General features: G+C 69.7%; 17 protein-coding genes. 11 read left to right on the forward strand and 6 right to left on the reverse strand.

The window, feature by feature from the left end; genetic code table 11:
- Nucleotides 1-22 precede the first annotated feature (22 nt).
- Nucleotides 23-1,399 (forward strand): DNA recombination protein RmuC, encoded by a 1,377-nt coding sequence (locus ABD970_RS02950; RefSeq protein WP_345293997.1) that lies wholly within the window; start codon nt 23-25, stop codon nt 1,397-1,399.
- A 38-nt stretch (nt 1,400-1,437) separates the two neighbouring features.
- On the opposite strand, the gene ABD970_RS02955 is transcribed toward ABD970_RS02950, so the two are convergent.
- The 6 genes from ABD970_RS02955 to ABD970_RS02980 are packed head-to-tail and all read right to left on the reverse strand — an operon-like array spanning nt 1,438 to nt 5,631.
- Nucleotides 1,438-2,517: an MlaA family lipoprotein gene (locus ABD970_RS02955; RefSeq protein WP_345293998.1), complete on the reverse strand. Its 1,080-nt coding sequence runs from the start codon at nt 2,515-2,517 to the stop codon at nt 1,438-1,440.
- Nucleotides 2,518-2,562: 45 nt separating this feature from the next.
- Entirely contained in the window at nt 2,563-2,862 is a 300-nt protein-coding gene (locus ABD970_RS02960; protein WP_345293999.1) for an STAS domain-containing protein, read from the reverse strand.
- Nucleotides 2,849-3,502, reverse strand: coding sequence for an MlaC/ttg2D family ABC transporter substrate-binding protein (locus ABD970_RS02965; protein WP_345294000.1), 654 nt, complete (start codon nt 3,500-3,502; stop codon nt 2,849-2,851). Before ABD970_RS02965 ends, ABD970_RS02960 begins: the two co-directional genes overlap by 14 nt.
- Nucleotides 3,499-4,032: an outer membrane lipid asymmetry maintenance protein MlaD gene (gene mlaD / locus ABD970_RS02970; protein WP_345294001.1), complete on the reverse strand. Its 534-nt coding sequence runs from the start codon at nt 4,030-4,032 to the stop codon at nt 3,499-3,501. The genes ABD970_RS02965 and mlaD overlap by 4 nt, the downstream gene beginning before the upstream one ends.
- Before the next feature lie 55 nt (nt 4,033-4,087).
- Nucleotides 4,088-4,837 (reverse strand): MlaE family lipid ABC transporter permease subunit, encoded by a 750-nt coding sequence (locus tag ABD970_RS02975; RefSeq protein WP_345294002.1) that lies wholly within the window; start codon nt 4,835-4,837, stop codon nt 4,088-4,090.
- Entirely contained in the window at nt 4,837-5,631 is a 795-nt protein-coding gene (locus ABD970_RS02980; RefSeq protein ID WP_345294003.1) for an ABC transporter ATP-binding protein, read from the reverse strand. The genes ABD970_RS02975 and ABD970_RS02980 overlap by 1 nt, the downstream gene beginning before the upstream one ends.
- Before the next feature lie 194 nt (nt 5,632-5,825).
- On the opposite strand from ABD970_RS02980, the gene recC reads away from it, so the two are divergent.
- From recC to ABD970_RS03030, 10 genes are all read left to right on the forward strand, one after another.
- Nucleotides 5,826-9,248 carry an exodeoxyribonuclease V subunit gamma gene (gene recC, locus ABD970_RS02985; protein WP_345294004.1) on the forward strand — a complete coding sequence of 1,141 codons (3,423 nt, stop codon included), beginning with the start codon at nt 5,826-5,828 and terminating at the stop codon, nt 9,246-9,248.
- Complete coding sequence (locus tag ABD970_RS02990) at nt 9,245-13,093, forward strand: UvrD-helicase domain-containing protein (protein WP_345294005.1); 3,849 nt, start codon at nt 9,245-9,247, stop codon at nt 13,091-13,093. Before recC ends, ABD970_RS02990 begins: the two co-directional genes overlap by 4 nt.
- Entirely contained in the window at nt 13,090-15,237 is a 2,148-nt protein-coding gene (gene recD, locus ABD970_RS02995; RefSeq protein WP_345294006.1) for an exodeoxyribonuclease V subunit alpha, read from the forward strand. Before ABD970_RS02990 ends, recD begins: the two co-directional genes overlap by 4 nt.
- Nucleotides 15,238-15,450: 213 nt before the next feature.
- A complete protein-coding gene (locus tag ABD970_RS03000) occupies nt 15,451-15,924 on the forward strand; it encodes a helix-turn-helix domain-containing protein (RefSeq protein ID WP_345294007.1) in 474 nt (157 codons plus the stop codon).
- Nucleotides 15,921-16,520 carry a mobile mystery protein B gene (locus tag ABD970_RS03005; protein ID WP_345294008.1) on the forward strand — a complete coding sequence of 200 codons (600 nt, stop codon included), beginning with the start codon at nt 15,921-15,923 and terminating at the stop codon, nt 16,518-16,520. The genes ABD970_RS03000 and ABD970_RS03005 overlap by 4 nt, the downstream gene beginning before the upstream one ends.
- Nucleotides 16,521-17,231: 711 nt before the next feature.
- Nucleotides 17,232-18,083: a TIGR02391 family protein gene (locus tag ABD970_RS03010; protein WP_345294009.1), complete on the forward strand. Its 852-nt coding sequence runs from the start codon at nt 17,232-17,234 to the stop codon at nt 18,081-18,083.
- A 195-nt stretch (nt 18,084-18,278) separates the two neighbouring features.
- Nucleotides 18,279-18,779 (forward strand): nuclear transport factor 2 family protein, encoded by a 501-nt coding sequence (locus ABD970_RS03015; RefSeq protein ID WP_345294010.1) that lies wholly within the window; start codon nt 18,279-18,281, stop codon nt 18,777-18,779.
- A gap of 188 nt (nt 18,780-18,967) precedes the next feature.
- Complete coding sequence (locus ABD970_RS03020; protein WP_345294011.1) at nt 18,968-20,863, forward strand: S9 family peptidase; 1,896 nt, start codon at nt 18,968-18,970, stop codon at nt 20,861-20,863.
- 398 nt (nt 20,864-21,261) lie between these two features.
- A complete protein-coding gene (locus ABD970_RS03025) occupies nt 21,262-21,900 on the forward strand; it encodes a M23 family metallopeptidase (protein WP_345294012.1) in 639 nt (212 codons plus the stop codon).
- 54 nt (nt 21,901-21,954) lie between these two features.
- Nucleotides 21,955-22,506, forward strand: a complete 552-nt coding sequence (locus ABD970_RS03030; RefSeq protein WP_345294013.1) for a YdeI/OmpD-associated family protein — start codon at nt 21,955-21,957, stop codon at nt 22,504-22,506.
- Nucleotides 22,507-22,514: the final 8 nt, after the last annotated feature.

Raw genomic sequence — 22,514 nt, forward strand, 5'->3', positions numbered from 1 at the left:
TCGCGGCCGCTACACTGGCGCCATGCCCGATCCTTCGCTCCTCCTGCTGTTGCTGCTGGTCGCGGTCGGCGTCGCCATCGTATTGCTGGTGGTGCTGCTGCTGCGCAAGCCGGAACGCGCGCTGGAGGCTGCGCTGCGCGCCGAGCAGCGCGATGGGCGCGCCGAACTGCGGCAGCAGCTCGATAGTTTGTCGGCGGCGCAGGAACAGCGCATCGAGGGATTCGGCGCACGGCTCAACGACTTCAGCAGCCGCACCGACCAGCGGCTCGACGTGCTGCGCCAGGCGCTCACCGAAGACGCGCGCAAGGCGCGCAGCGAAGGCGCCGACCAGCAGCAACGCCTGGCCGAGGCGCTGGGCCAGCGGCTGAACGAACTGACCCAACGCAACGAGCAGCGCATCGGCGAGATGCGCGCCACGCTGGAGCAGCAGCTGCAGAAGCTGCAGGCCGACAACGCGCAGAAGCTCGAGCAGATGCGCGCGACGGTCGACGAGAAACTGCACGCGACGCTGGAAACCCGCCTGGGCCAGTCGTTCAAGCTGGTGTCGGAGCGGCTGGAGGCGGTGCAGCGCGGGCTGGGCGAGATGCAGCAGCTGGCCACCGGCGTCGGCGACCTCAAGCGCGTGCTGACCAACGTCAAGACCCGGGGCACCTTCGGAGAGGTGCAGCTGGGCGCGCTGCTCGAGCAGGTGCTGGTCGCCGAGCAGTACGCCGCCGACGTGGCCACCGTGCCGGGGTCGGCGGCGCGGGTCGAGTTCGCGATCCGCCTGCCCGGCGGCGCCGATGGCGGCCAGGTCTGGCTGCCGATCGACGCCAAGTTCCCGCGCGAGGACTACGAGCGGCTGCTCGATGCGCAGGAGCGCGCCGACGTGGCGGCGGCGGGCGCGGCGGCGACCGCGCTGGAGCGGCGCATCCGCGAGGAGGCCAAGGTGATCCACGCCAAGTACGTGTCGCCTCCGCACACCACCGACTTCGCGATCCTGTTCCTTCCCACCGAAGGCCTGTATGCCGAACTGATCCGCCGGCCGGGGCTGTTCGAGCTGCTGCAGCGCGAGTCCCGGGTCACCCTGGCCGGGCCGACCACGCTCAATGCCCTGCTCAACAGCCTGCAGATGGGCTTCCGCACGCTGGCGATCGAGAAGCGGTCCAGCGACGTCTGGCAATTGCTGGGCGCGGTCAAGAACGAGTTCGGCAAGTTCGCCGGCATCCTGGAAAAGGCCGAGAAGCAGATCAGCACCGTCGGCCGCAGCATCGGCGAGGCCAGCCGCAAGACGCGCACGATCGAGCGGCGCCTGCGCAAGGTGGAGTCGCTGGATGGGCCGGCGGCGCCGGTGCTGGCCGACGACAGCGGCACCGGCCTGCTGGCGGACGAGGCAAACGGCGAAGCCGAACAGGATTGAAGCCACCGCCGGGGCGGTCGCGCCCAGGGGGTTCGCGGTCAGCCGCCGCCCGGCACGATCGGCATCACGTCCACCGGCACCGTGGTGTCGGACTGGTCCTCGCGCAGGTAGTCCGGCAACGACTCGTCGCCTTCGCGCATGCGGTCGCCGAAGATCTGGTACTGGCGCCGCTGCATCCACGAGTCGCGGAACAGGGCGTACTCGTCGGTCGCGCCCTCGCGCATGCTGTCGATGGCGAACAGCTGCGTACGCAGGTCGACCAGCTGCAGGCCCTGCAGGAAGAACCGCGCCTCGGCGTTGTCGACCTGCTGCACCGGCGACAGCGGCGCGTCGCCGACCAGGCCGAACACGTCGCGCACGGTGCGCGGCCCGAACAGCGGCAGTTCGACGTAGCGCGAGGTTTCCCACCCCCACACGCCGAGCGTCTGGCCGAAGTCCTCGCTGCGGTTGGGGATGTTCATGCGCGTGGCAGGATCGAACACGCCGGCGACGCCGACCGTGGCATTGACCAGGAAGCGCGCCAGCGATGCGCTGGCCTGCACCGGCTTGCCCTGCAGCAGTGCGTTGATCGCGCTGACCGGCTGCCCCAGGTTGTTGAAGAAGTTGCTGACCCCCAGCCGCACGGGCCGCGGCACCGCGGCCACGTAGGCGCGTGCCAGCGGGGTGGCGATGCGGCGGTCGATCGCGTTGTTGAACGCATGCACGCGGCGGTTGAGCGGCTCCCAGGGATCGTAGGTCGACGGCAGGACCGCGGCCTGGGGCAGGGTGGGGTCGGCCACCGGGTCGTAGGTCGCGCCGTAGATGGCGGCGAAATCACGTTCGGCCTGGGTGCGGGGGTCGTCGGACGGGGCCTCGTCGCCTACGGCTTGGGACTCAGCCGGCCATCCTTCGGCGTCGGCGACACCGGCCGGGGCCGCGTCCTCGGCGGAGGACGTCGCGTCCAGGCCGGTGGCAGGCCCGCGGGCATCGACGTCGGCATCCGCGGCCAGCGCGCCACCGTCGACCAAGGCGGGCTGCGTGGCCGCGTCGCGTGGCGTCTGGCCGGCGCAACCGGCGAGCAGCAGCGCGCACAGCAACAGCGACATGCAGGAGCGAATGGGGGTTGGGAAGCGACGCATGTTCGGCAGTCTAGGGCCCTCGTGCCGCCGACACTAGCGTCAGCGTCACTGGTCCCGCGCGGCGAAACCCAGTCCCGGCGCCAACCGGTACGCATTGCGCAGGTCGGACAGCCCGGCCGGGCTGCCCTGCAGCACGGCGCCACCGGCGCGTTCGGACAACTCGGCCAGCAAGGCCAGCCCCGCGCTGTCGACGAGGTCGACGGCGGACAGGTCCAGCCGCCGCGCGCCATCGAGCGCCGCGACGGCCGGCTTCCACAGCGACGCCACCGCGTCGCGGGTCAGCGTGCCCGAGAACACCAGCGCGTCGCCATCGCGACGCACGGTGGCGGCATCACTTTTTCGCATCGGCCTGCAGCTGGCCGCTGCGCAGGTCGGACGCGACCTGGCGGATCGACTTGCGCTGCAGCTCGTTGTCGAACTGCTGGCGGAAGGTCTGCACGAAGGACACGCCCTCGACCATGACGTCGAACACCTTCCAGCTGCTCCCGCTGCGGCGCATCAGGTAGTCGACCGGGATCGGCTCGCCGCCGCTGCGCAGCAGTTCGCTCGACACCTTGACGCCCAGGCCGCGGGGCAGCGTGGTCTCGGACTTGATGCGCACGCGCAGCTCGGTGTTGAAGTCGATCAGCGACGAGCCGTAGCGCTGCATCAGGTTGTTGGCCAGCGCGTCGGCGAACAGGGCCACGTCGGCATCCGAGGCGCCGCGACCGTGGCGGCCCAACACCTGGCGCGCGGCGTAGTCGCGGTCGAACATGGTGTTGAACTCGCTGTCGATGAACTTGCGCAGCGCCATCCGGTCGCGGGTGAATTCGGCGCGGCGCTTCTCGATGGTCGCCAGCACGCGCCGGCTGTTGTCGAGCACCATCTGGCTGGGCGCGCTCTTGGCGGCGGTGGTCGCGGCGGGCTTCTGCTGCGCGAGCGCCAGGCCGGGGGTGGCCGCGGCGAGGGCCGAGGCGATGACGATGGCGAGGACGTTGTGCTTCATGGCGTGGACTCTTCTTCGATGGGGGGTGTTTCGCTGGCGGGAGCTTCGGCAGCCGCGTCGTCCGCGGCCGGCGCGCCGCCGCCGAACATGTACTTGCCGACCATCTGGATCAGGTCGACCGCCGGCGTGGTGAATGCGATCTCCTCGCCGGGCCTGAAAACTTCCATGTCGCCGCCGGGTTGCAGGCCGACGTAGCTCTCGCCCAGCAGGCCGCCGGTGAGGATGCCGGCGGAGGTGTCGATCGGGATCTCGTCGTAGCGCTTGTCGATCGCCAGGGTGACGATGGAGTCGAACTTGACAGGATCAAGCTGAATGTCGGCCACCTGTCCGATGGTGACGCCGCCCACCTTCACCGGCGCATTGGGCCGCAACTGGCCCAGGTTGGTGAATCGCGCCGTCAGCTCGTAGGTGTTCCGCGAGAAGCCGAACTTGCCGTTGGTGGACGCGATCGCCAGCACCAGCATCGATGCCAGCGCCAGGAGCAGGAAGGCGCCGACCGCGAATTCGAGACGTGGACCATGTGTCGCCATGAGTGTCACCTGGTTGCGCCGCCCGGGCATGCGCCCGGCGCGGCAGGGGGCTTGCTTAACGGAACAGCAATGCGGAAAGGATGAAGTTGAACATCAGCACCAGCAGCGAGGCATTCACCACCGCCTTGGTGGTGGCCACCGAGGTGCCCTCGATGGTCGGTTCGGCGTGGTAGCCGACGTAGGACGCGACCAGCGCCGCGGTGCCGCCAAACACCGCCGCCTTCTGGAAGGCGACCAGGAAGTCGTCGCGGAAATCAACCGCGTCGCGCAGCACCTGCCAGAACGTGCCGGACTCGATGCCGATCACGTGCACCGCCTCGAAGTAGCTGGCGGTGATGCCCAGGCTGCAGAAGAACCCGGTCAGCAGCGGCACCGTGATCACCGCCGCCCAGAACCGCGGCGCGACCGCCTTGGCGATCGGATCGATCGCCATCAGCCCCAGCGCGGTGATCTGGTCGGTGGCGCGCATCAGGCCCAGCTCGGCGGCGATCGAGCTTCCCGCGCGGCCCACGAACAGCAGCGCGGTCAGCACCGGCGCCAGTTCGCGGTACAGGCCCAGCCCCACCAGCGCGCTGATCTGGTTGGACGCGCCGTAGGTTTCCAGCGCGCGGTAGCCCAGCAAGGTCACCGACAGGCCGACGAAGGCACCGCCGACGGCGATGATCGGCAGCGAGCGCGCGCCGATCTTGTAGATCTCGCGGACGAGCTCGGCGAAGAAGTCCGCGGTCGGCTTCGATGCGCGCAGCACGGCCAGCGAGAACAGGCCGGCGCGGCCGAGCGAACGGGTGGCGGCGACGAAGGGCATCAGGCGGCCTCGCTGCGCACGGCAGTATCGAAGGCGATCGGCCCGTCCGGCTCGCCGCGCAGGAACTGCAGCACCAGCGGGTCGTCGGTGGCCTCGAGTTCGGCCGGCGTGCCGCTGAACACGATGCGGCCGTTGGCGATGACGATGGCGCGGTCGCACACCGGCAGCGTTTCGTGCACGTGGTGGGTGACGATGATGCTGGTCAGGTGCAGGGTCGCGTTGAGCCGCGCGATCAGGCTCATGATCACGCCGCTGGCGATGGGGTCCAGGCCGGTCAGCGGCTCGTCGTAGACCATCAGCGGCGGGTCCAGCGCCAGCGCGCGCGCCAGCGCCACGCGCCGCGCCATGCCGCCGGACAGCTCGCGCGGATACAGCGTGCCGGCGGTGCGCAGGCCGACGGCGTGCAGCTTCATCGCCACCAGCCGGTCGACCACCGCGCGCGGCAGGTCGGTGTGGGTGCGCAGGGGCAGGGCGATGTTCTCGGCCGCGGTCAGGTCGGTGAGCAGGCCATTGCCCTGCAGCAGCACGCCGATGCCCTTGCGCAGCTCCAGCAGGTCGCGCTGGCGGTGCGGCACGCGCTGGCCGAGCACCTCCACCGTGCCGGCGGCGGGCGCCAGTTCACCGGTCAGCGCCGCCAGCAGGGTCGACTTGCCGCTGCCCGAGGGGCCGAGCACCGCGGTGATGCTGCCGCGCGGGACCTCGAGGTCGATCCCGGACAGCACGGTGTGCGCGCCGCGGTCGAGGCGGACGTCGGTGAGGCGCACGGCGATGTCGATAGCGTCGGCTGCAGTCATGGGGTCGGAAGGCAAGGGGCGCGGGCCGCGCCGCCGGGGGACGAAACCCGCGCAGCATGCCTGCCGGGGGCTGAATCGGGGCTCATGCGGAGCAGGGTACCGGTTTTGGGCGCGATCACCGGCTGCGTCCGCAGCTCCGCCCGCGGCAAATCAGTTCTCGGCGGGTGCGACCGCCCTCCGGCATCATGGCCGGCATGCACGGACGCCCGGCCGACTTCCGCCTCTACCATTCCAACGCGCTGGAGGTCCTGGCCGGGCTGCTCGCCGAGGAACTGCGCACCCCGGCGCCGGGCCAGCCCCTGCTCGCGCCGGACACCATCCTCATCCCGCAGGCGGCGATGCGGCGCTGGCTGCAGGCGACGCTGGCGCAGCGCCACGGAATTGCGGCCAACCTGGCCTTCCTGACCCCGGGCGAGTTCGTGGCCCGTGCCCTGGACGCCAACCTCGGGCCGGCCGACGACGACCTGGACGCGTCCTCCCTGCAGTGGCGGCTGTACGCGGCGCTTTCGGACCCGGCGTTGATGGCGAAGCCGGCGATGGCGTCGCTGGCCGGCTACCTCGCCGGCCGCGCGGCGCGCCCGCCCGACCCGGTGAGACCGTGGGCCCTGGCGGGCGAGCTGGCCGCGACGTTCGAGAAGTACATGGCCTGGCGCCGCGACTGGCTGCTGCGCTGGGAAGGCGGCGCTGATCCCGACGACCCGCAGGCCATCCTGTGGCGCGCCATCGCCACGGGCCGCAGGCATCGCGCGCGCCGCCTGCAGGACTACCTCGCGCGCTTCGTCGACGGCGACGCGGCACCGACCGGATTGCCCGCGCGCCTGTTCGCCTTCGCCATCCTCAACGTCTCGCCGGACGTGCTGCGCGTCGTCGCCTCGCAGGCCCGCGTGGGCACGCTGCATTTCTACCTGCCGACGCCGAGCAAGGCGTACTGGGGCGACCTGCAGTCGCTGGGCGCGCGCCTGCGTGCGGGCGCGGCCGATCCCTTCGGCGACGAGGCGCTCGAGAACCCGCTGCTGCGCGACTGGGGCGCCGCCGGCCGGGACTTCATGGCCGTGCTCGGCGGATACGAGATCGTGCATCCCTCCGGCGAGATCGCGGCCTACGCCGATCCCGCCGACGCCGGCGGCCGTCCGATGGCCGAGGGCGGCCTGCGCGACAGCCTGCTGCACCGCATGCAGGCCGACCTGTTCCATCGCCGCGCCACGCCCTCGGGTCCCTTGCGCGAGGGCGTCGCGCCCGACGATCCGAGCCTGCAGGCGCACGCCTGCCACACCCGCCTGCGCGAGCTGCAGGTGCTGCACGACCGCCTGCGCGGGCTGCTGGAGGACGCGCGCTTCGACCCGCCGCTGCAGCCGCGCGAGATCGCGGTGCTGGCGCCGGACATCGATCCCTACGTGCCCTACCTGGACGCGGTGTTCGGCGACCACGGCGCGGGCGACGCCGCGTCCGCGGGCCGCATCCCCTACGCCGTCGCCGATGCCAGCCCGCTCGCCGACGAGCCGCTGGCGGCGGTGTTCCTGCGCCTGCTGGCCTTGCCGGTGTCGCGCTTCGGCCTGGACGAGATGCTCGACCTGCTCGCCAGCCCGCCGCTGGCCGAAGCCGCCGGGCTCGACGCCGCCGCGTTCGAGCGCCTGCGCGGCTGGCTGCACGGCGCCGGCGCGCGCTGGGGGCTGGACGCCGCGCACCGCGCGCGCCAGGGCGCGCCGGACGACGACGCCTACACCTGGCAGTTCGCGCTCGACCGCCTGCTGCTCGGCCACGCCATCGGCGACGACGTCGACATCGCGACCGCCGGCGGACAGCAGGTCGCGCCCTGGCCCGAGCTCGAGGGCGGCGCACTCGGTGCGCTCGACGCCCTGCTGCGCCTGCTGCGCGTGCTCGCCCGCCACGAACGCATCCTCCGCGATGCGATGACGCCCACCCAGTGGCGCGAGCGCCTGCTGGCCCTGCTCGACGCCCTGCTGCCGAAGCCGCCGGCGACGCCCGCCGGCCAGCGCGCGCTCGACCGGCTGCGCGCACTCGTCGACGACTTCGCGCGCGACGCCGACCGCGCCGGCTTCGATGCACCGCTGCCGGCCGACGTGGTGCGTGCGCATTTCAATGCGGTGCTGTCGGCGGCCGACACGCGCGCGCCCCTGCTCACCGGCGGCGTCAGCTTCGCGCGCATGGTGCCCATGCGCCTGCTGCCCTTCCGCGTCGTCTGCCTGCTCGGCATGAACGATGGCGACTTCCCGCGCCGCGATCCCGCCGCCGGGCTCAACCGCCTCACCGCCGAACTCGGCACCGATGCGCGCCGCCGTGGCGACCGCTCCACCCGCGACGACGACCGCTACCTGTTCCTGCAACTGTTCTCCGCCGCGCAGGACGTGTTCCATGTCAGCTGGCTCGGCGCCGACCCGCGCGACGGCAGCGTGCGCGAGCCCTCGGCGCTGGTGACCGAGCTGCTCGCGGCCGCCGCCGCGTACCACGCCGATTCGGCCGCCGCCGCGCGCGAGCTCGTCCTGCACCATCCGCTGCAGCCGTTCTCGCCCGCGGCCTTTGGCGCCGGCGACGCGCGGCGCTTCAGCTACCGCGGCCAGTGGCATCCGGCGGCCGGCCAGCTGTCCGGTCCGCGCCGCGCGCTGGGGCCGTGGATGGATGCCGCCATCGCGCTCGCGCCGCCCGTGGAAGCGGACAGCGAACTGTCGATCGATGCACTGCGGCGCTTCCTGCTCGATCCGGCCGGCGAGTTCCTGCGCCAGCGCCTGGGGCTGCGCCTGCCGGAGGTCGAGGACGCCGTCGAGGACATCGAGCCACTGCAGGCGCCGGGCCGCGGACTGGAGCGGCATTGGCTGCAGCTCGCGGTGTTCGACGGCCTCCTGGCCGGCCACGAGGCCGACGCCCTGCAGGCGCTGTTGCGCGCCCGCGGCCTGCTGCCGTCCGGCCCCTCGGGGCGGCGCGCGTTGGCCGAGCTCACCCGGGAGATCGCGCCCTACGCCGATGCCTTCGCCCGGTGGCGAGGCGACGCCGTTTCGAAACCGCTGCCGCTGGAGGTGGACATCGACGGCGTGCGCCTGCAGGGCCGCCTCGGCGATGCCTGGTCGCAGGGCATCGCACGCGTCCGCTTCGGCACGCCCAACGGCCCGTCGACGATCCGCAATGGCCTGGACTGGCTGCTGCTCGCCGCCACCGGCAGCGAAGTGCCCTTCGTCGAATTCCACGAACACGAAGAAGACGGTGTCGGCGCCTACCCGCGCCGCGTGCTGCCGCGCGAGGCCGCAATCGAATCACTGCGCCAGTTGCTGGCGCTGCGCAGCGAAGGCCTGCGCCGGCCGCTGCCGTTCGCGCCTTACAGCGCCTGGGAGTTGCATCGGGCCGCGACGACGGAGCGTGGCCTGGAGGCGGCCGCGAAGAAGTGGCGCGGCAGCGGCTACGGGAAGGGTTGGGCCGAAGGCGATGCCGACGCCTTGCGCCTGGCGCTGCGCGGGCGCGATCCGTTCGCCGACGCCGACACCCAGCGCGAGTTCGCGCGCTTGACGGGCATCGTGTTCGGCGCCACCACCCTCGGCTCGCCCAGCCCGATCCACCTCGATCGCACGACCGTGTCCGAGCGCGACGACGCCGAGGACGCCGCATGAGCGCGCCCGTCGCCCGCGATCCCTGGCTCGACCTGCCGCTGTCCGGTACGCAGCTCATCGAGGCCAGCGCCGGCACCGGCAAGACCTTCACCCTCGCCACGCTGGTGACGCGGTTGGTGGTCGAACGCGACCTGCGCATCGGCCAGGTGCTCGCCGTCACCTACACCGAGGCCGCCACACAGGAATTGCGCAAGCGCATCCGCGAACGCCTGCAGCTGGCGCACGACCTCGTCGGCACGCCGGCGGCCGATGGCGAACCCCCGGCGGCGACGCTGACCCGGCAGCTGCTGCAGGCGCATCGCGACCGCCGCGGCGAAAGCGACGACGCCCTGCGCCGCCGCCTGCGCCAGGCGCTGCTGGACATCGACCTCGCCGCGATCTTCACCATCCACGGCTTCTGCGCGCGGGTGCTGCGCGAGCACGCGCTGGAAAGCGGGCAGGGCTTCGATCCGCCCGAGCTGCTCGCCAACGACCGCGACCTGCGCGAAGCCCTCGCCGCCGATCTCTGGCGCAGCCACGCCATCGACGACGCGGCGGTCGACGACCTCGCCGCGCTGTGGCCGGGCGGCCACGCCGCGCTCGCCGCCGACCTGCGCGACCTGTTGCGCGAGCCGGTGCTGCTGCCGCCGGACGTGCCGCTGCCACCGGAACCCGTTGCGCAGGTGCGCGCCGCTGCCGAGGCACTGGCGCAGGCCTTCCGCGCGCACGGCGACGACTTCCGCGCCGCCCTGCTGGCGGCGCTCGACGCCAAGGTCCTCAACGCGGGCAGCTACCGGGCCGAGTGGATCGAGCCGCTGTTCGCCGAGGCCGCGGCCTGGTGCGCGGGCACCCTCGACACCCCGTTCGAGCACGCCAAGCTGCCCAACCTGCGGCGCGAGACGCTGCTCGACAAGACCAATGCCAAGGGCGCGGGGCTGACGCCGGATTCCCCGCTCTGCGACGCGCTCGCGGGCTACCTCGATGCGCTCGCGGCGCTGTCGGCCTGGAAGCACGCGCGCCGCGCCGCCCTGCTGCACCGCATCCGTGACGAGGCGCACGCGCGCCTCGCCCTGCTCAAGCAGCAGCGCCGCGTGCAGACCTACGACGACATGATCGACGGCGTCGCCGATGCCCTCGACGGCGACCACGGCGACGCGCTCGCCGAGCGCCTGCGCGTGCAGTACCGCGTCGCCCTGGTCGACGAGTTCCAGGACACCGACGCGCGGCAGTGGCGGATCTTCGCGCGCGTGTTCGGCGCAGACGTGCGTGGCGAAGCGGATGCCGCAGAGGCCGCGGACGGCGTGCACGCCATCGGCGCGCTGGCAAAGGCGCACGCCGATGACACCGACACCCGCTTCCTCGCCCTCATCGGCGACCCCAAGCAGGCGATCTACGGCTTCCGCGGCGGCGACGTGCACGCCTACCTCGCGGCCGGCGACAGGGCGGGCAAGGCGCCGCCGCTGGCGCACAACTTCCGCTCGCGGCCGTCGGTGCTTGCCGCCATCGACGCGCTCTACGTCAGGGCGCAGGCCGCCTTCGAGGACGAAGGCAACAAGCAGGTCGATGCGCCGCCCTTCGTCGATCCGCGCATCCGTTTCCATCCGGTCGAGGCGGGCGGCAAGCGCGGCGACGACGACTTCCTGCGCGACGGAGAGCCCGCGCCGGCGCTCACCGTCTGGCGCGCGCCTCCGACCGGCGAGTTCGACAAGAAGGGCGACCCCAAGAACTGGAGTGCACCGGAATCGCGCGCGCTCGCCACCCGCGCCTGCGTCGCCGCGATCCACGGCGTGCTGTCGGATGCGCGCGCGGGCCGCGCGACGCTGAAGGACGGCGACGCGCTGCGACCCGTCCAGCCGGGCGACATCGCGGTGCTCGTGCGCAGCCACCACGAAGCGACCCTGGTGCAGCGCGCGCTCGCCCTGGCCGGCATCCCCGCCGTCGCCGCCGGCAAGCTCAGCCTGTTCGCCACCGAAGAGGCCCGCGAACTGCACGCGCTGCTGCTCGCCCTGCTGCACGCCGGCGACGACGGCCGCCTGCGCGCGGCGCTGTCCACCGTGCTGGTCGGCGTCGACGCGGCCGGCATCGAAGCGCTCGAGCATCCGGCCGAAGGCGCCTCGGTCGACGCGCACCGCCACTGGCAAGCGCAGGCGCTGGCCTGGCGCGAGCGCCTGCTGCGCGGCGGTCCGCTCGCCCTGGCCGGCGACCTGTGCGCAGCCGGATCGGAGCGCCTGCTCGGCCTGCTCGACGGCGAGCGCCGGGTCAGCAACTACCTGCAGCTGGCCGAACTGCTGCAGGAAGCGCAGGCGGGCGCGCTCGGCCTGCACGGCCTGGTCGACTGGCTGGGCCACCGCATCGCCACCGCCGACGCGGACGACGAGACCCAGCAGCTGCGGCTGGAGTCCGACGCCCGCCGCGTGCAGATCGTCACCCTGCACAAGGCCAAGGGCCTCGAATACCCGCTCGTGTTCCTGCCCTTCGTCGGCATCGGCCGCCAGGACAAGTCGCCGGCGGGCTATTGCATCGCGCACGACGCCGCGCACGGCCGCCGCCTGCACTGGAAGCTCGACCTGCCCGAAGCCGAATGGGACGCGGCGAAGGAGGCGTGGAAGACCGAACAGCGCGCCGAGGACGCGCGCCTGCTCTACGTCGGCCTGACCCGCGCCGAGCACGCGCTGTGGATCGCCAGCGGCGACTTCTACCTGCACGGCAACACGCCCCTGGCGGGGATGCTGCAGGACCCTCGCACGCTCGCCGCCACGCCGGGCCTCGTGTTCGACGACGCCCTGCCGCCCGAGGTGCTGCCACGCCTGCCGCCCGAGTCCGACGCCGCCATCCCGCCCGCGCGCACCGCCACCCGCCGCCTGTCGCACGACTGGTGGGTGCACAGCTTCAGCCAGCTCGCCCGCGCCGACGCCGGCGACGCGACCGCGGCGTCGACCTTGCCCGCACCTGGGGGCCACGACGAACCCGATGCCGCCGAGGATGCGCCGGTTGAGGCCGACTTCGATCCGCGCTTCGCCGGGAACCGCTACGGCGTTGCGCTGCACGGCGCGCTGGAACACATGGCACTGCAAGACGTTGCATCGGGGCGCGACAAACACGTGCAGCCCGGCTTCGCCGCCTGGCGCGACTGGCAACCCGGCAACGCCGCACCCGCCGGCCACGACCTCGTCATCGCCGAGGCCCTGCGCGCCGAAGGCTACGGCGCCGACGTGGTCGACGACGGCGTCGCGCTGACCACGCAGTTCATCGGCCAGACGCTCACGGTGCCGCTGCCCGAAGGCACGCGCCTGTGCGACCTGCCGTTCGAAGAGCGTCGCCCGGAAATCGAATTCCAGTTCGCCCTGCAACCCCTGCAGGTCGATGCCCTGCTGCAACTGCTGCACGCCCACGGCGTGGTCCGCGACCGCCACGGCTTCGGCCTGCGCCAGCGGCTGGAAGGCCTGATGACCGGCCTCATCGACCTCACCTACCGGCATGACGGCCGCTGGTACGTGCTCGACTACAAGTCCAACCGCCTGCCCGGCTACGACACCGCCGCACTGCAGCGCGCGATGGCGCACAGCGAGTACGACCTGCAGGCGCTGATCTACACCCTGGCCCTGCACCGCTGGCTGCGCTTCCGCCTCGGCGACAGTTACGACTACGCCCGCGACTTCGGCGGCATCCGCTACGTCTTCTGCCGCGGCCTCGACGCCACACGCGACGACTCGCCCGGCATCCACGCCCAGCGCTTCAGTCCTGAACTGGTGCACGCACTGGATGCCTTGTTCGGCGCAACCGATCCCGGCCGCGTGCCCGCACGCGCACACGAATCACTCCCTCCCCCGCTTGCGGGGGAGGGCGGGGGTGGGGGCGCTCCATGACCCTCCTACGCGCCCTCCAACAAGCCGGCGTCCTGCGCGTCCTCGACGACGCGCTGGCGCAGAGCCTGCGCCGCCTCGACCCCGACACCCCCGACGCCGTACTCGCCGCCGCCGCACTCGCATCGCTCGCTGTGTCGCAAGGCCACGCCGGCTTCGATCCCGCGCGCCCACGCCAGCTCACCGACGCGGACCTGCCATGGCCCGACGCCGACGACTGGCGGCAACAACTCGCGGACTCCCCCTGGGTCGCCACGCCCGCAACCACGGACGAACAAGCCGCCGCCGCACCGCTCGCCCTCGAGCACGGCCTCCTCTACCTACGCCGCTACCGCGAATACGAGCGCCGCCTTGCCCTGCAACTCAGGCGCATCGCCGCGCAGCCCATGCCCGAGGCCGACGTCACCGCCATCGCGCCGCTGTTCGCAACCCTGTTCCCCGCGGCCCCCATCCCAACCCTTCCCCCGCAAGCGGGGGAAGGGCTAACGCCCCGCGCTGCGGCAGCCACCTCGCCCGTCCCAGACACCGCTCCTGTCCCCGACACCCAGCCGGCCCCCATCACCTCTCCCGTTCACGGGAGAGGTCGCGCCGAAGGCGCGGGTGAGGGCGCTCTTCGTTCAGCAGCCCCGCACCCCAACCCCGTCCCGCAAGCGGGAGAGGGGGCGACCGCAGACCCCCACCAGGCCCGCGCCGCCGCCCTCGCCCTGCGCCGCGCCCTGCTGCTGGTCACCGGCGGCCCCGGCACCGGCAAGACCACCACCATCGCCCGCCTGCTGGTGCTGCGCATCGCGCAGGCCGCGCACGCCGGACAGAAATCGCCGCGCATCGCCCTGGCCGCCCCCACCGGCCGCGCCGCCGAACGCATGGCCGAAAGCCTGCGCCGCGCATCGCAGCAGATGACCGACCTCGGCGTCGACACCACCCTGCTCGAAGCACTCCCCACCGACGCGAGCACCCTCCACCGCCTGCTCGGCACCATCCCCGACTCGCCGCGCTTCCGCCACCGCGCCGACCACCCGCTGCCCTTCGACATCGTCGTCGTCGACGAGGCCTCGATGGTCGACCTGCCGCTGATGTGCAAGCTGGCCGAGGCGGTGGGCGAGGGCGCGCAGCTCATTCTGCTCGGCGACCCCGACCAGCTGCCCTCGGTCGAAGCCGGCGACGTCCTCGCCGCCATCCTCGCCGCGGCCGGCCCGGGCGACGCGCTGTCCGCCGACGATGCCGACGCGCTCCAGCCCCTGCTCGGCTCTCCTCCCTCCCTTGCGCGCGAAGCGCACAGGCGAGGGCCGGTTGGCTCTTCTCCCTCCCTTGCGTGCGAAGCGCGCGGGGGAGGGCCGGGGAGGGGGGCTCTTGATCCTGCTTCCGCAACCACCACCCCCCTCCACGGCCACCGCGTCCACCTCCGCCGCGGCTGGCGCCAGGACGCCGCACTCGACCTCGCCCCCCTGGCCGAAGCCGTCCGCGACGGCGACGCCCGCACCGTGCTCGCCCTGTTGCGCGGCGACACCCTGTCCAACGTCTACTTCCATGAAGGCGTCGACGACCCGCTGCAGGCCCGCCCCGACCTGCTCGCCCACTGGCGCACGCTCGCCACGGAAACCGATCCCGCCCAGGCCCTGCGCCAGGCCAACCGCCTGCGCCTGCTCACCGCGCTGCGCGAAGGCCCGCAGGGCGCGCGCGGCCTCAACGCCCGCATCGAGTCGCAGCTCGCCGGCCGCCGCATCGGCGCGCCGCCGGCCTGGTTCCCCGGCCGCCTGCTGCTGGTCACCGAAAACAGCTACCGCCACCAGCTGTTCAACGGCGACGTCGGCCTCTGCCTGCCCGGCGACGACGGCACCCCGCTGGCCTGGTTCCCCGGCAACGGCGGCGCCGGCGCCAACGAAGTCCGCGCCTTCCATCCCGCCGCGCTGCCCGCGCACGAGTCCGCCTTCGCCACCACCGTGCACAAGGCCCAGGGCAGCGAGTTCGACGAGGTCTGGTTGCAGCTGCCGCGCATGGACGCCCGCGTGCTCAGCCGGGAACTGCTCTACACCGGCCTGACCCGCGCCCGTTCCGCGTTACATATCGCGGGGAGCGCCGAGGTGATCGAGACCGCGCTGTCGCGGCATGCGAGCCGGGTGTCGGGGTTGGGGTGGAGGTTGCACTAACGGGGATCGTAGCCGTACACCTAAGCCGGGGCCTAGATGAAAACTTACGACTTCAGCGGAGTGTTCTCGCCCCGCAGGGAGTAATCAATTAATCAACTTGCTCCCCCTGGGGATATAATTTCTATTTGATTTCATCCCTACAGGGAGTTAAACTGTATCACACTCTCGCCTTAGAGGGCGACAAGAATGGGCGCGAATAGTACATCCCAAAGTATGAAACGACTCGCTCGACGCAAGTTGGATGACGTAGGAAATCAATGGCGCCAGTTGCCTCAGCGACTGCACTTGGTGCCCAAGGGAGGGTGGATCAGCGCCATCCGTGAAGCCATGGGAATGTCACAAGCCGATTTAGGTCGGAACATGAGCGTTCGCAGCAGTACGGCAGCGAAACTAGAAGAGAGCGAACGCAGTCGTACGATCCGGCTAGACACGTTACAACGTGCCGCTGACGCTTTGGGGTGCGACCTGGTCTATGCACTTGTGCCGCGCAAGTCACTGCAAACCATGGTGGACGAGCAGCGCTTGCGAGTTTTTTCGGATGTGGTGACGCGAACCAATCACCACATGGACCTCGAAGGCCAGAGCGCGACCGATCCCGACTGGCGGAACAACCTTCTCCGACAGGCCGAGGAGGTCATACCGGATAGTCAACTGTGGCGTGTCAGGCAACGCATTACGTCCAAATGAACGACCCTCGTCCGCTTGAAGGGGAATTGGACGATGGCCAAACACCCCTCGATGCCGACGAGGCCCATGGTCTGATTCCTCGGTGGATTAGCACGCGCGACGATTTGAACGAGGCGGAAGCGCATAACATCCGTCAATCTTCCCGTTGGGCAAATAGACAACTAGATGCCGGCGTGCAGGTAGCATCGGCAGAGTTTCTACGCGGACTTCATCGGGCGATGTTCGAAGACGTTTGGACTTGGGCGGGAATATATCGGCAGACCGAGCGCAACATAGGCGTGGCGCCACATCAAATTGCCACTGAACTTCAGAATCTGTTTGATGATGCCGCCGCGTGGCGGGAATTCGACAGCTATTGTCTGGATGAACAAGCCGCGCGCCTGCATCACCGCCTGACCTGGATCCACCCCTTCCCAAACGGTAATGGGCGCGTCTCACGGTATGCGGCGGATTACTATCTTCAGCAGCAAGGCGCTGCGGTCTTTACGTGGGGCGCATCACTGTCCTCAATTAATGCACGAAAGTATTACTTAGCCGCCATCCGTCTGGCAGACAGAGCAGACTACGCGGCGCTCTTGGCTTTCGTGCGCTCTTGACGTTCGATCCGCCGCCACCTTCCTACCCGGGCCCACGTAATCACGCGCTACCAACGCCCACCGGGCGCAGGTTAACGAGTTCGACGAAATGGGGTTCCAGCTACGGCGTGCCCAGCGCGCGATCTGAGGCGCGAATCGCGCTACACCGGCCTGCCCGCGCTGCTATGGAGGGGAGCGGGGAGGTGCTCAAGGCGACGCTGTCACGGCATGCGAGCCGGTCTCGGGGTTGCGTGGAGGTTGGGCTACTTCAGAAGGGAACCTGACCCCGCTTGGTCGACACCGCTTGGTCCCCGCGACGTTCATTCACCGGCCTAGCCAACATCTATGCACATTCTGTCCAGCGAAAACCGATGCGAATTCTTGGCTTGTCCCCAGCTGGTCAAGCTTGACTACGCTTTGGGCGAAGGTGGGTTCGAAGCTACTCTGCTCATAAAGGCCAGCACCCTCGTACTGAAAAGCATTCTACTGGGATCCAGTCTAACTTTCGTTCTAAAGCGCATTGACGACCGCTTGCTGTACGGACTTCTGATTCACGACGACCCGATCCATCCGGCGGCTCTATGGTCAGTAGTCGAAACGCAGGAACAATTGATGGCACTCGACGCAATTTGTAGGACGGGGAAGTGTGGGGAAAAGGTGTCAGGGACAATTTCTCCCACCGCCTGGGCGGGACTAGGAAGTAGGTGTCAGGGACAATTTTCATTGGAAGCCATGATGCATAAGACCAGTGCGGCACAACACCAGGCTGCGGAGTACCACGGTTCACAACAGACGACGCAATCCTGCTTGGACGCTTTAGTTCGCCTACTTGCTACTTCACTACAGATCCGCCACGCCTTGCTACTCACCCATGATGGCCGGCATGGCTTTTATCTGGATGCAGATTCTCCAGAACCAATCTTCATTCGTTGTGGATTCACTTCCGGATACAGCGGTGAGGGACCAGCCGGACTCGCGATCGCACTGCATCTGCTTGAGCGCTTCTCAGTCGAGACGGACGAGGTTGAGGTGCCTGAGAGAGTCCTCAATCGCCTAGATGCCTGCGACCTCCGTCCCAACGACCTAGAAGCGATTGAAAAGGCTCGCGTTGTAAGACCGCTGCGTCTTCATGACTATAAGCGTGATGGCCTGCTCGGACGGACGCCGCCCCCAGAGGCAATGCGAAACCAGTTCTCTGGGTCGATTCCATGGCGCGTCCTAGATGAAAGATTGGTCGATCTCGCCCTGCTGATCGGGCAGGATCCAGATCGAGCGATCTTCAACGCCTTCCGAAGATTGGAGGTAACGGTCAAGTCACGTTGTGGCCTACCAGGTGAGATTCACGGCGTGCAAGTCTTCAGAAGGGCTTTCCGGGGAGCGGGAGCGATCCTTTCGTGGCCCGGGCTTGCGGCCTCTGAAGTGGAAGGGCGGGCGCAACTTTTCGAAGCGGCATTCTTGGCCTATCGGAACCCCAGGGCTCACCGAGAAGTTGAGGGCGGGGTAGAACTCGCATACCGGGAGTTCTACATAGTGAACGAACTCTTCTCGCTAGAGAGAGAAGCTGAAGCAAAATCCGACCGATAGAAAAATGTGTCAGAGACAATCTCTGGGTCAATTTCTTGACCCTCGCACATCGCCGTGCTGCAGGGTTTCGTCGCGTCCATCCTTGTTTCGTCGCAATTCCCTTGGCGGCCAGGGAGCAACCCTGCCACCGTGGCCGTTCCGCCCGCACGGCGTTTCGCAGCCGCGAAGAGCCCGGGCCATGAGAGGGGACATTCCATGATGCTTCGCCCGTCGCTGCCGCTGCTCGGCACGGCCATAATCAGCCTGGCCATGTCGCCGGTCTTCGCACAGTCCGCCAAACAGGAGTCACGGGCTGCGGACACGCTCCACGCCACCGTGGCGGCGCTGGACGAAGCGCTGTTCGATGCCTTCAACCATTGCAGCGACCCGGCGCAGCTGCAGCGCCATGCCGACTACTTCGATGAGGACATCGAGTTCTACCACGACCTCGGCGGCGTGACCCTGACGCGCGGCGAGATGATCGCGAACACCGCGAAGAACGCCTGCGGCAAGTACCGGCGCGAACTGGTGGCCGGGACGCTGGAGGCATTCCCGATCAAGGGATACGGCGCACTCGCTCGCGGAACGCACCGCTTCTGCAAGCACGACACCGACACCTGCGAGGGGCGGGCGGACTTCGTCCTGCTGTGGCGCGAGCAGGCCGGCCGCTGGCAGGTCACGCGGGCATTCAGCTTCGCGCACGGCCCCGACGACTGAGGGAAAAACAACAAGAGGGGACGGAGGCAATCAATCCGCGAAGACGCCTCCCTCTGGTCAATCCAAGGGGCTGCTATCCTCGATGCAGCAAAGGCACCAGCGCCCGGCAGGGGAGAGCCCGGCGCTTCGGATGTCCTCGACACTCCACGCCTTTCGCGCACCCACTACTTCTTTCTTCGGAGTCGCATATGACCGTGTCGATCCGCATCCTGCTGGCCCTCGCATGTGCCCTGCCAACCTGTGCGATCGCGGCCGACTCGGCACATGAAGCCGCACTGGAGGCCCGCATCAGCGCGATGGGGAACATCGGCAGGGCAGGCGATCCGAAATACTCGCCGGACGGCAGCGAGATCGCCTTCATCACCACGCTCAGCGGCACGCCGCAGGCATGGCGGATGCCGGCCGGCGGTGGCTATCCGCAGCCCATCACCGCCTACGCGGATTCGGTGCTGGGCCTGCGCTGGGCGCCCGATGGCAAGCGCGTGGCGTATGCGGTGGCGCCGGGCGGTGGCTACAACGCCCAACTGTTCCTCGCCACGCCCGATGGCGTGGACGTGGTGCGCATGAACGAAGGCGAGCACAACACCTTCACTGGCGATTTCGCCGAGGACGGCCGCTACTACTTCTCGTCCAATGCGCGCAGTGGCGCCAGCATGGACACCTGGATCTGGGATCCCGCCACCGGCAAGGCCAGCCTGGCCATCGAGATGGAGGGCCTCGGCGGCATCAGCGACCTGTCGGGCAACCAGGCCCTGGTCGGGCGGCTGGTCACGCGAGGCAATTCGAACCTCTGGCTGGACGACCTGGACAGCGAGACGTCGATCCTGCTGACCCCGCACGAGGGCGCCGCGGAAGTGTTCGGGAAGTTCGGCGCCGATCCGTCGGTCGTGCTGCTCGGGCACAACCTGGGGCGGGATCGCATGGCGTTCGGCCGCATCGACATCGGCGCCGACGGCACGCCCTCGGCGCCGCGCACGCTCGCCGAACGCGACGACGCGGAGCTCGAGGACTTCGAACTCAGCGCCGACAAGGCCACCGCGCTGCTGGTCTGGAACGTGGCGGGCCGCAACGAACTCGAGCTCATCGACATCGCGACGGGCAAGCGCCGCGCGCTGCCTGCGGCCCCGTCCGAGCTGGTGTACGGCGCGGACTTCGCGCCCGATGGCCGCAAGATCGCGCTGACGCTGGCCGGCTCCACGGCGCCCCCCGACCTGTGGCAACTGGATCTTGCCAGCGGCAAGTACACGCGCCTGACCTGGAGCCCCCACACGGGCGTCGACCTGGACGCACTGGTGCGGCCCGAGCTGCGCACCTACACCGCGCATGACGGCCTGGAGCTGTCCGGCTGGTTGTACCTGCCTCCCGGCTTCAAGGCGCCCGGTCCGGTGGTCCTGAGCTTCCACGGCGGCCCAGAAGGCCAGGAACAGCCCGCGTTCCGCGCCGACTACCAGGCGCTGCTGGCCAGTGGCATCGCGGTGTTCGCGCCCAACATCCGCGGCTCGTCGGGCTTCGGCAAGGCGTTCATGGCGCTGGACAACCAGGCCCTGCGCTTCGACGCCAACCGCGACATCAAGTCCACCGCGGATTTCCTGGTCGATGCCGGCATCGGCGCCAAGGACAGGCTCGGCATCACGGGCGGTTCCTACGGCGGTTACGTGGTGCTGGTGGGCGTGACCGAGTACCCCGACACCTTCGCCGCCGGCGCGGACCTGTTCGGCATGGTCAATTTCGAAACCTTCTTCTCGCAATCCACGCCGTGGATGGGCGCGATCTCGACCGGCGAATACGGCGACCCCAAGACACAGCTCAAACTTCTGCAGGACCTGTCGCCGATCCACAAGCTCGACCGCGTGGTGACGCCGCTGCTGGTGATGCATGGCGCCAACGACACCAACGTGCCGGTGGTGGAAGCCGAACAGGTGGTCGACAACCTCAAGCAGCGCGGCGTCGAGGTGCAGTACATCCTGTTCCCGGACGAGGGCCACGGCTGGAGGAAGCAGCCCAACCGCGTGCGCTCGACGCTCGAGTTGACGCGGTTTTTCCGCAAGCACCTCGTGGGCGGGGCAGCCAGCGGTTCGAAATAAGCACCAGGGAGTTCGAGCTCCGGCTGTACTTGTGCAGCTGGACCAAGGCAATTGGCAACGACCCCGGTCCCCCCACTTGGCGCTCAAGTGCGCCTGCGTCGGTGGCGCGAGCACCTTGCCGCTGACCAGAACCTGATGATGATCGGCATGGCGGTGTGGATGGGGCTGGCCGAGTTAGGGGCGCTGGGGACGGCCGCGCACGGCATTTAGCGAACCGGGCACCCGATTGGCGGCGAGAACAGGGGACGGAGGCAATAACTAATTACCACCGTCCACTTTCTGTTCGCCTTTGTGTCCTGGCCTGTGGCATTCGCCGTACCGGCGCATGACTTCCGGGCCATGCCCCGGGTAGTCGCCAGGCATAGATTTCCGCCCTTGCGCCTATCGGAATCGCGCCCATGTTGCGCCGGCTCCTGCCCTCAAGCCTGTTCGTCCTCGCCACCACCGCCTACGCCGTCGATGTGCCGCCGGCGGCACCGCCACCCGACACCGCCGCGCCGATCGAGGCGGTGGTACTGCATCCGCTGTTCGACGTCGATTTCATGTGCAGCGAGCACTACCAAGGCCAGGTGCCGTACCTGGGCGATGCCCTGGGCAGCGACTGCATGGTCGTGGGCGGGATCGAGGGCGGCGGCGAGAGCGGCTACACCAGGCCGTTCCGCACCGACGGCAAGTCGAACGAGGACTGGTACGGCTGGCGCACGCCGGTGTTGTCGCCGTTGGCCGGCACCGTGGACCGCGTCAACGTCAACGCCGTGGTGAATGTGCCCGGGCAGTTGGGCAAGCCGCCGGCGAGCTTCATCCTGCTTTCCGCGGCGGACGGAACCCGGGTGATGGTGGCGCACGTCGACGACATCCTCGTCGAGGCCGGCGACACGGTGCAGGCGGGCCAGCCACTGGGCGTGGTCGGCAACAACGGTTTCGCCCGCGCCCCGCACATCCACGTCGGTGCCTGGCGCGGCGAAACGCCGCTGCAGGTGCGCTTCGACCTGCGCGCGATGGGAGCGCTGCGCAAGAAGGGCGACGCAGGCGAGTGAGTCGGCCCGGTTCCCTGTCGGCCAGGCAGGCGGGGTCCAGGTAAGATTTCCGCCGTGGGCAAGTCCGCCGATCCCATCCGCTTCAAGGCACGGCTCTCGCGACCGGCAACCCCGAAGGGCGCGACCTGGTCCTTCGTCGTGCTGCCGAAAAGCGCGAGCAAGCAGCTGCCGACGCGGAGCATGGTGACCGTCGAGGGCACGCTCGACGACGCACCCTTCCAGGCCACGCTCGAACCCGACGGCGAAGGCAGCCACTGGCTGAAGGTGTCGAAGGCCTTGCGCGAGGCCGCGGACGTCGCGGTGGGCGACACGGTCGCACTTGCCATCGCACCCGTGGCGAAGGAACCCGAACCCCGCGTGCCCGCCGACCTGCGCAAGGCACTTGCGGCCAACGCGGCCGCGAAAGCGACCTGGGGCGACATCACGCCCGTTGCGCGGCGCGACTGGATCCACTGGATCACCTCGGGCAAGAAGGCCGAGACGCGCGTCAAGCGCATCGCGGTCGCCGTCGACAAGCTCGCCTCCGGCAGCCGCCGCGCCTGCTGCTTCGATCGCTCGGGCATGTACAGCAAGGGCAGCATGGGCGCGCCGGAAGAGGCGGATTAGCGAAGAAC

This window comes from Luteimonas vadosa (assembly GCF_039543545.1).
Classification (GTDB): Bacteria; Pseudomonadota; Gammaproteobacteria; order Xanthomonadales; family Xanthomonadaceae; genus Luteimonas; species Luteimonas vadosa.

What these genes read in the sequence shown, in the direction of transcription:
- ABD970_RS03010 (WP_345294009.1), top strand. Translation starts at nt 17,232, where the DNA reads ATGATGCATAAGACCAGTGCGGCACAACACCAGGCTGCGGAGTACCAC.
- ABD970_RS02950 (WP_345293997.1), top strand. Translation starts at nt 23, where the DNA reads ATGCCCGATCCTTCGCTCCTCCTGCTGTTGCTGCTGGTCGCGGTCGGC.
- ABD970_RS02990 (WP_345294005.1), top strand. Translation starts at nt 9,245, where the DNA reads ATGAGCGCGCCCGTCGCCCGCGATCCCTGGCTCGACCTGCCGCTGTCC.
- mlaD (WP_345294001.1), bottom strand. Translation starts at nt 4,032, where the DNA reads ATGGCGACACATGGTCCACGTCTCGAATTCGCGGTCGGCGCCTTCCTG.
- ABD970_RS03000 (WP_345294007.1), top strand. Translation starts at nt 15,451, where the DNA reads ATGAAACGACTCGCTCGACGCAAGTTGGATGACGTAGGAAATCAATGG.
- ABD970_RS02975 (WP_345294002.1), bottom strand. Translation starts at nt 4,837, where the DNA reads ATGCCCTTCGTCGCCGCCACCCGTTCGCTCGGCCGCGCCGGCCTGTTC.
- ABD970_RS02980 (WP_345294003.1), bottom strand. Translation starts at nt 5,631, where the DNA reads ATGACTGCAGCCGACGCTATCGACATCGCCGTGCGCCTCACCGACGTC.
- ABD970_RS02965 (WP_345294000.1), bottom strand. Translation starts at nt 3,502, where the DNA reads ATGAAGCACAACGTCCTCGCCATCGTCATCGCCTCGGCCCTCGCCGCG.
- recC (WP_345294004.1), top strand. Translation starts at nt 5,826, where the DNA reads ATGCACGGACGCCCGGCCGACTTCCGCCTCTACCATTCCAACGCGCTG.
- ABD970_RS03025 (WP_345294012.1), top strand. Translation starts at nt 21,262, where the DNA reads ATGTTGCGCCGGCTCCTGCCCTCAAGCCTGTTCGTCCTCGCCACCACC.
- ABD970_RS03005 (WP_345294008.1), top strand. Translation starts at nt 15,921, where the DNA reads ATGAACGACCCTCGTCCGCTTGAAGGGGAATTGGACGATGGCCAAACA.
- ABD970_RS02955 (WP_345293998.1), bottom strand. Translation starts at nt 2,517, where the DNA reads ATGCGTCGCTTCCCAACCCCCATTCGCTCCTGCATGTCGCTGTTGCTG.
- ABD970_RS03015 (WP_345294010.1), top strand. Translation starts at nt 18,279, where the DNA reads ATGATGCTTCGCCCGTCGCTGCCGCTGCTCGGCACGGCCATAATCAGC.
- ABD970_RS03020 (WP_345294011.1), top strand. Translation starts at nt 18,968, where the DNA reads ATGACCGTGTCGATCCGCATCCTGCTGGCCCTCGCATGTGCCCTGCCA.
- recD (WP_345294006.1), top strand. Translation starts at nt 13,090, where the DNA reads ATGACCCTCCTACGCGCCCTCCAACAAGCCGGCGTCCTGCGCGTCCTC.
- ABD970_RS02960 (WP_345293999.1), bottom strand. Translation starts at nt 2,862, where the DNA reads ATGCGAAAAAGTGATGCCGCCACCGTGCGTCGCGATGGCGACGCGCTG.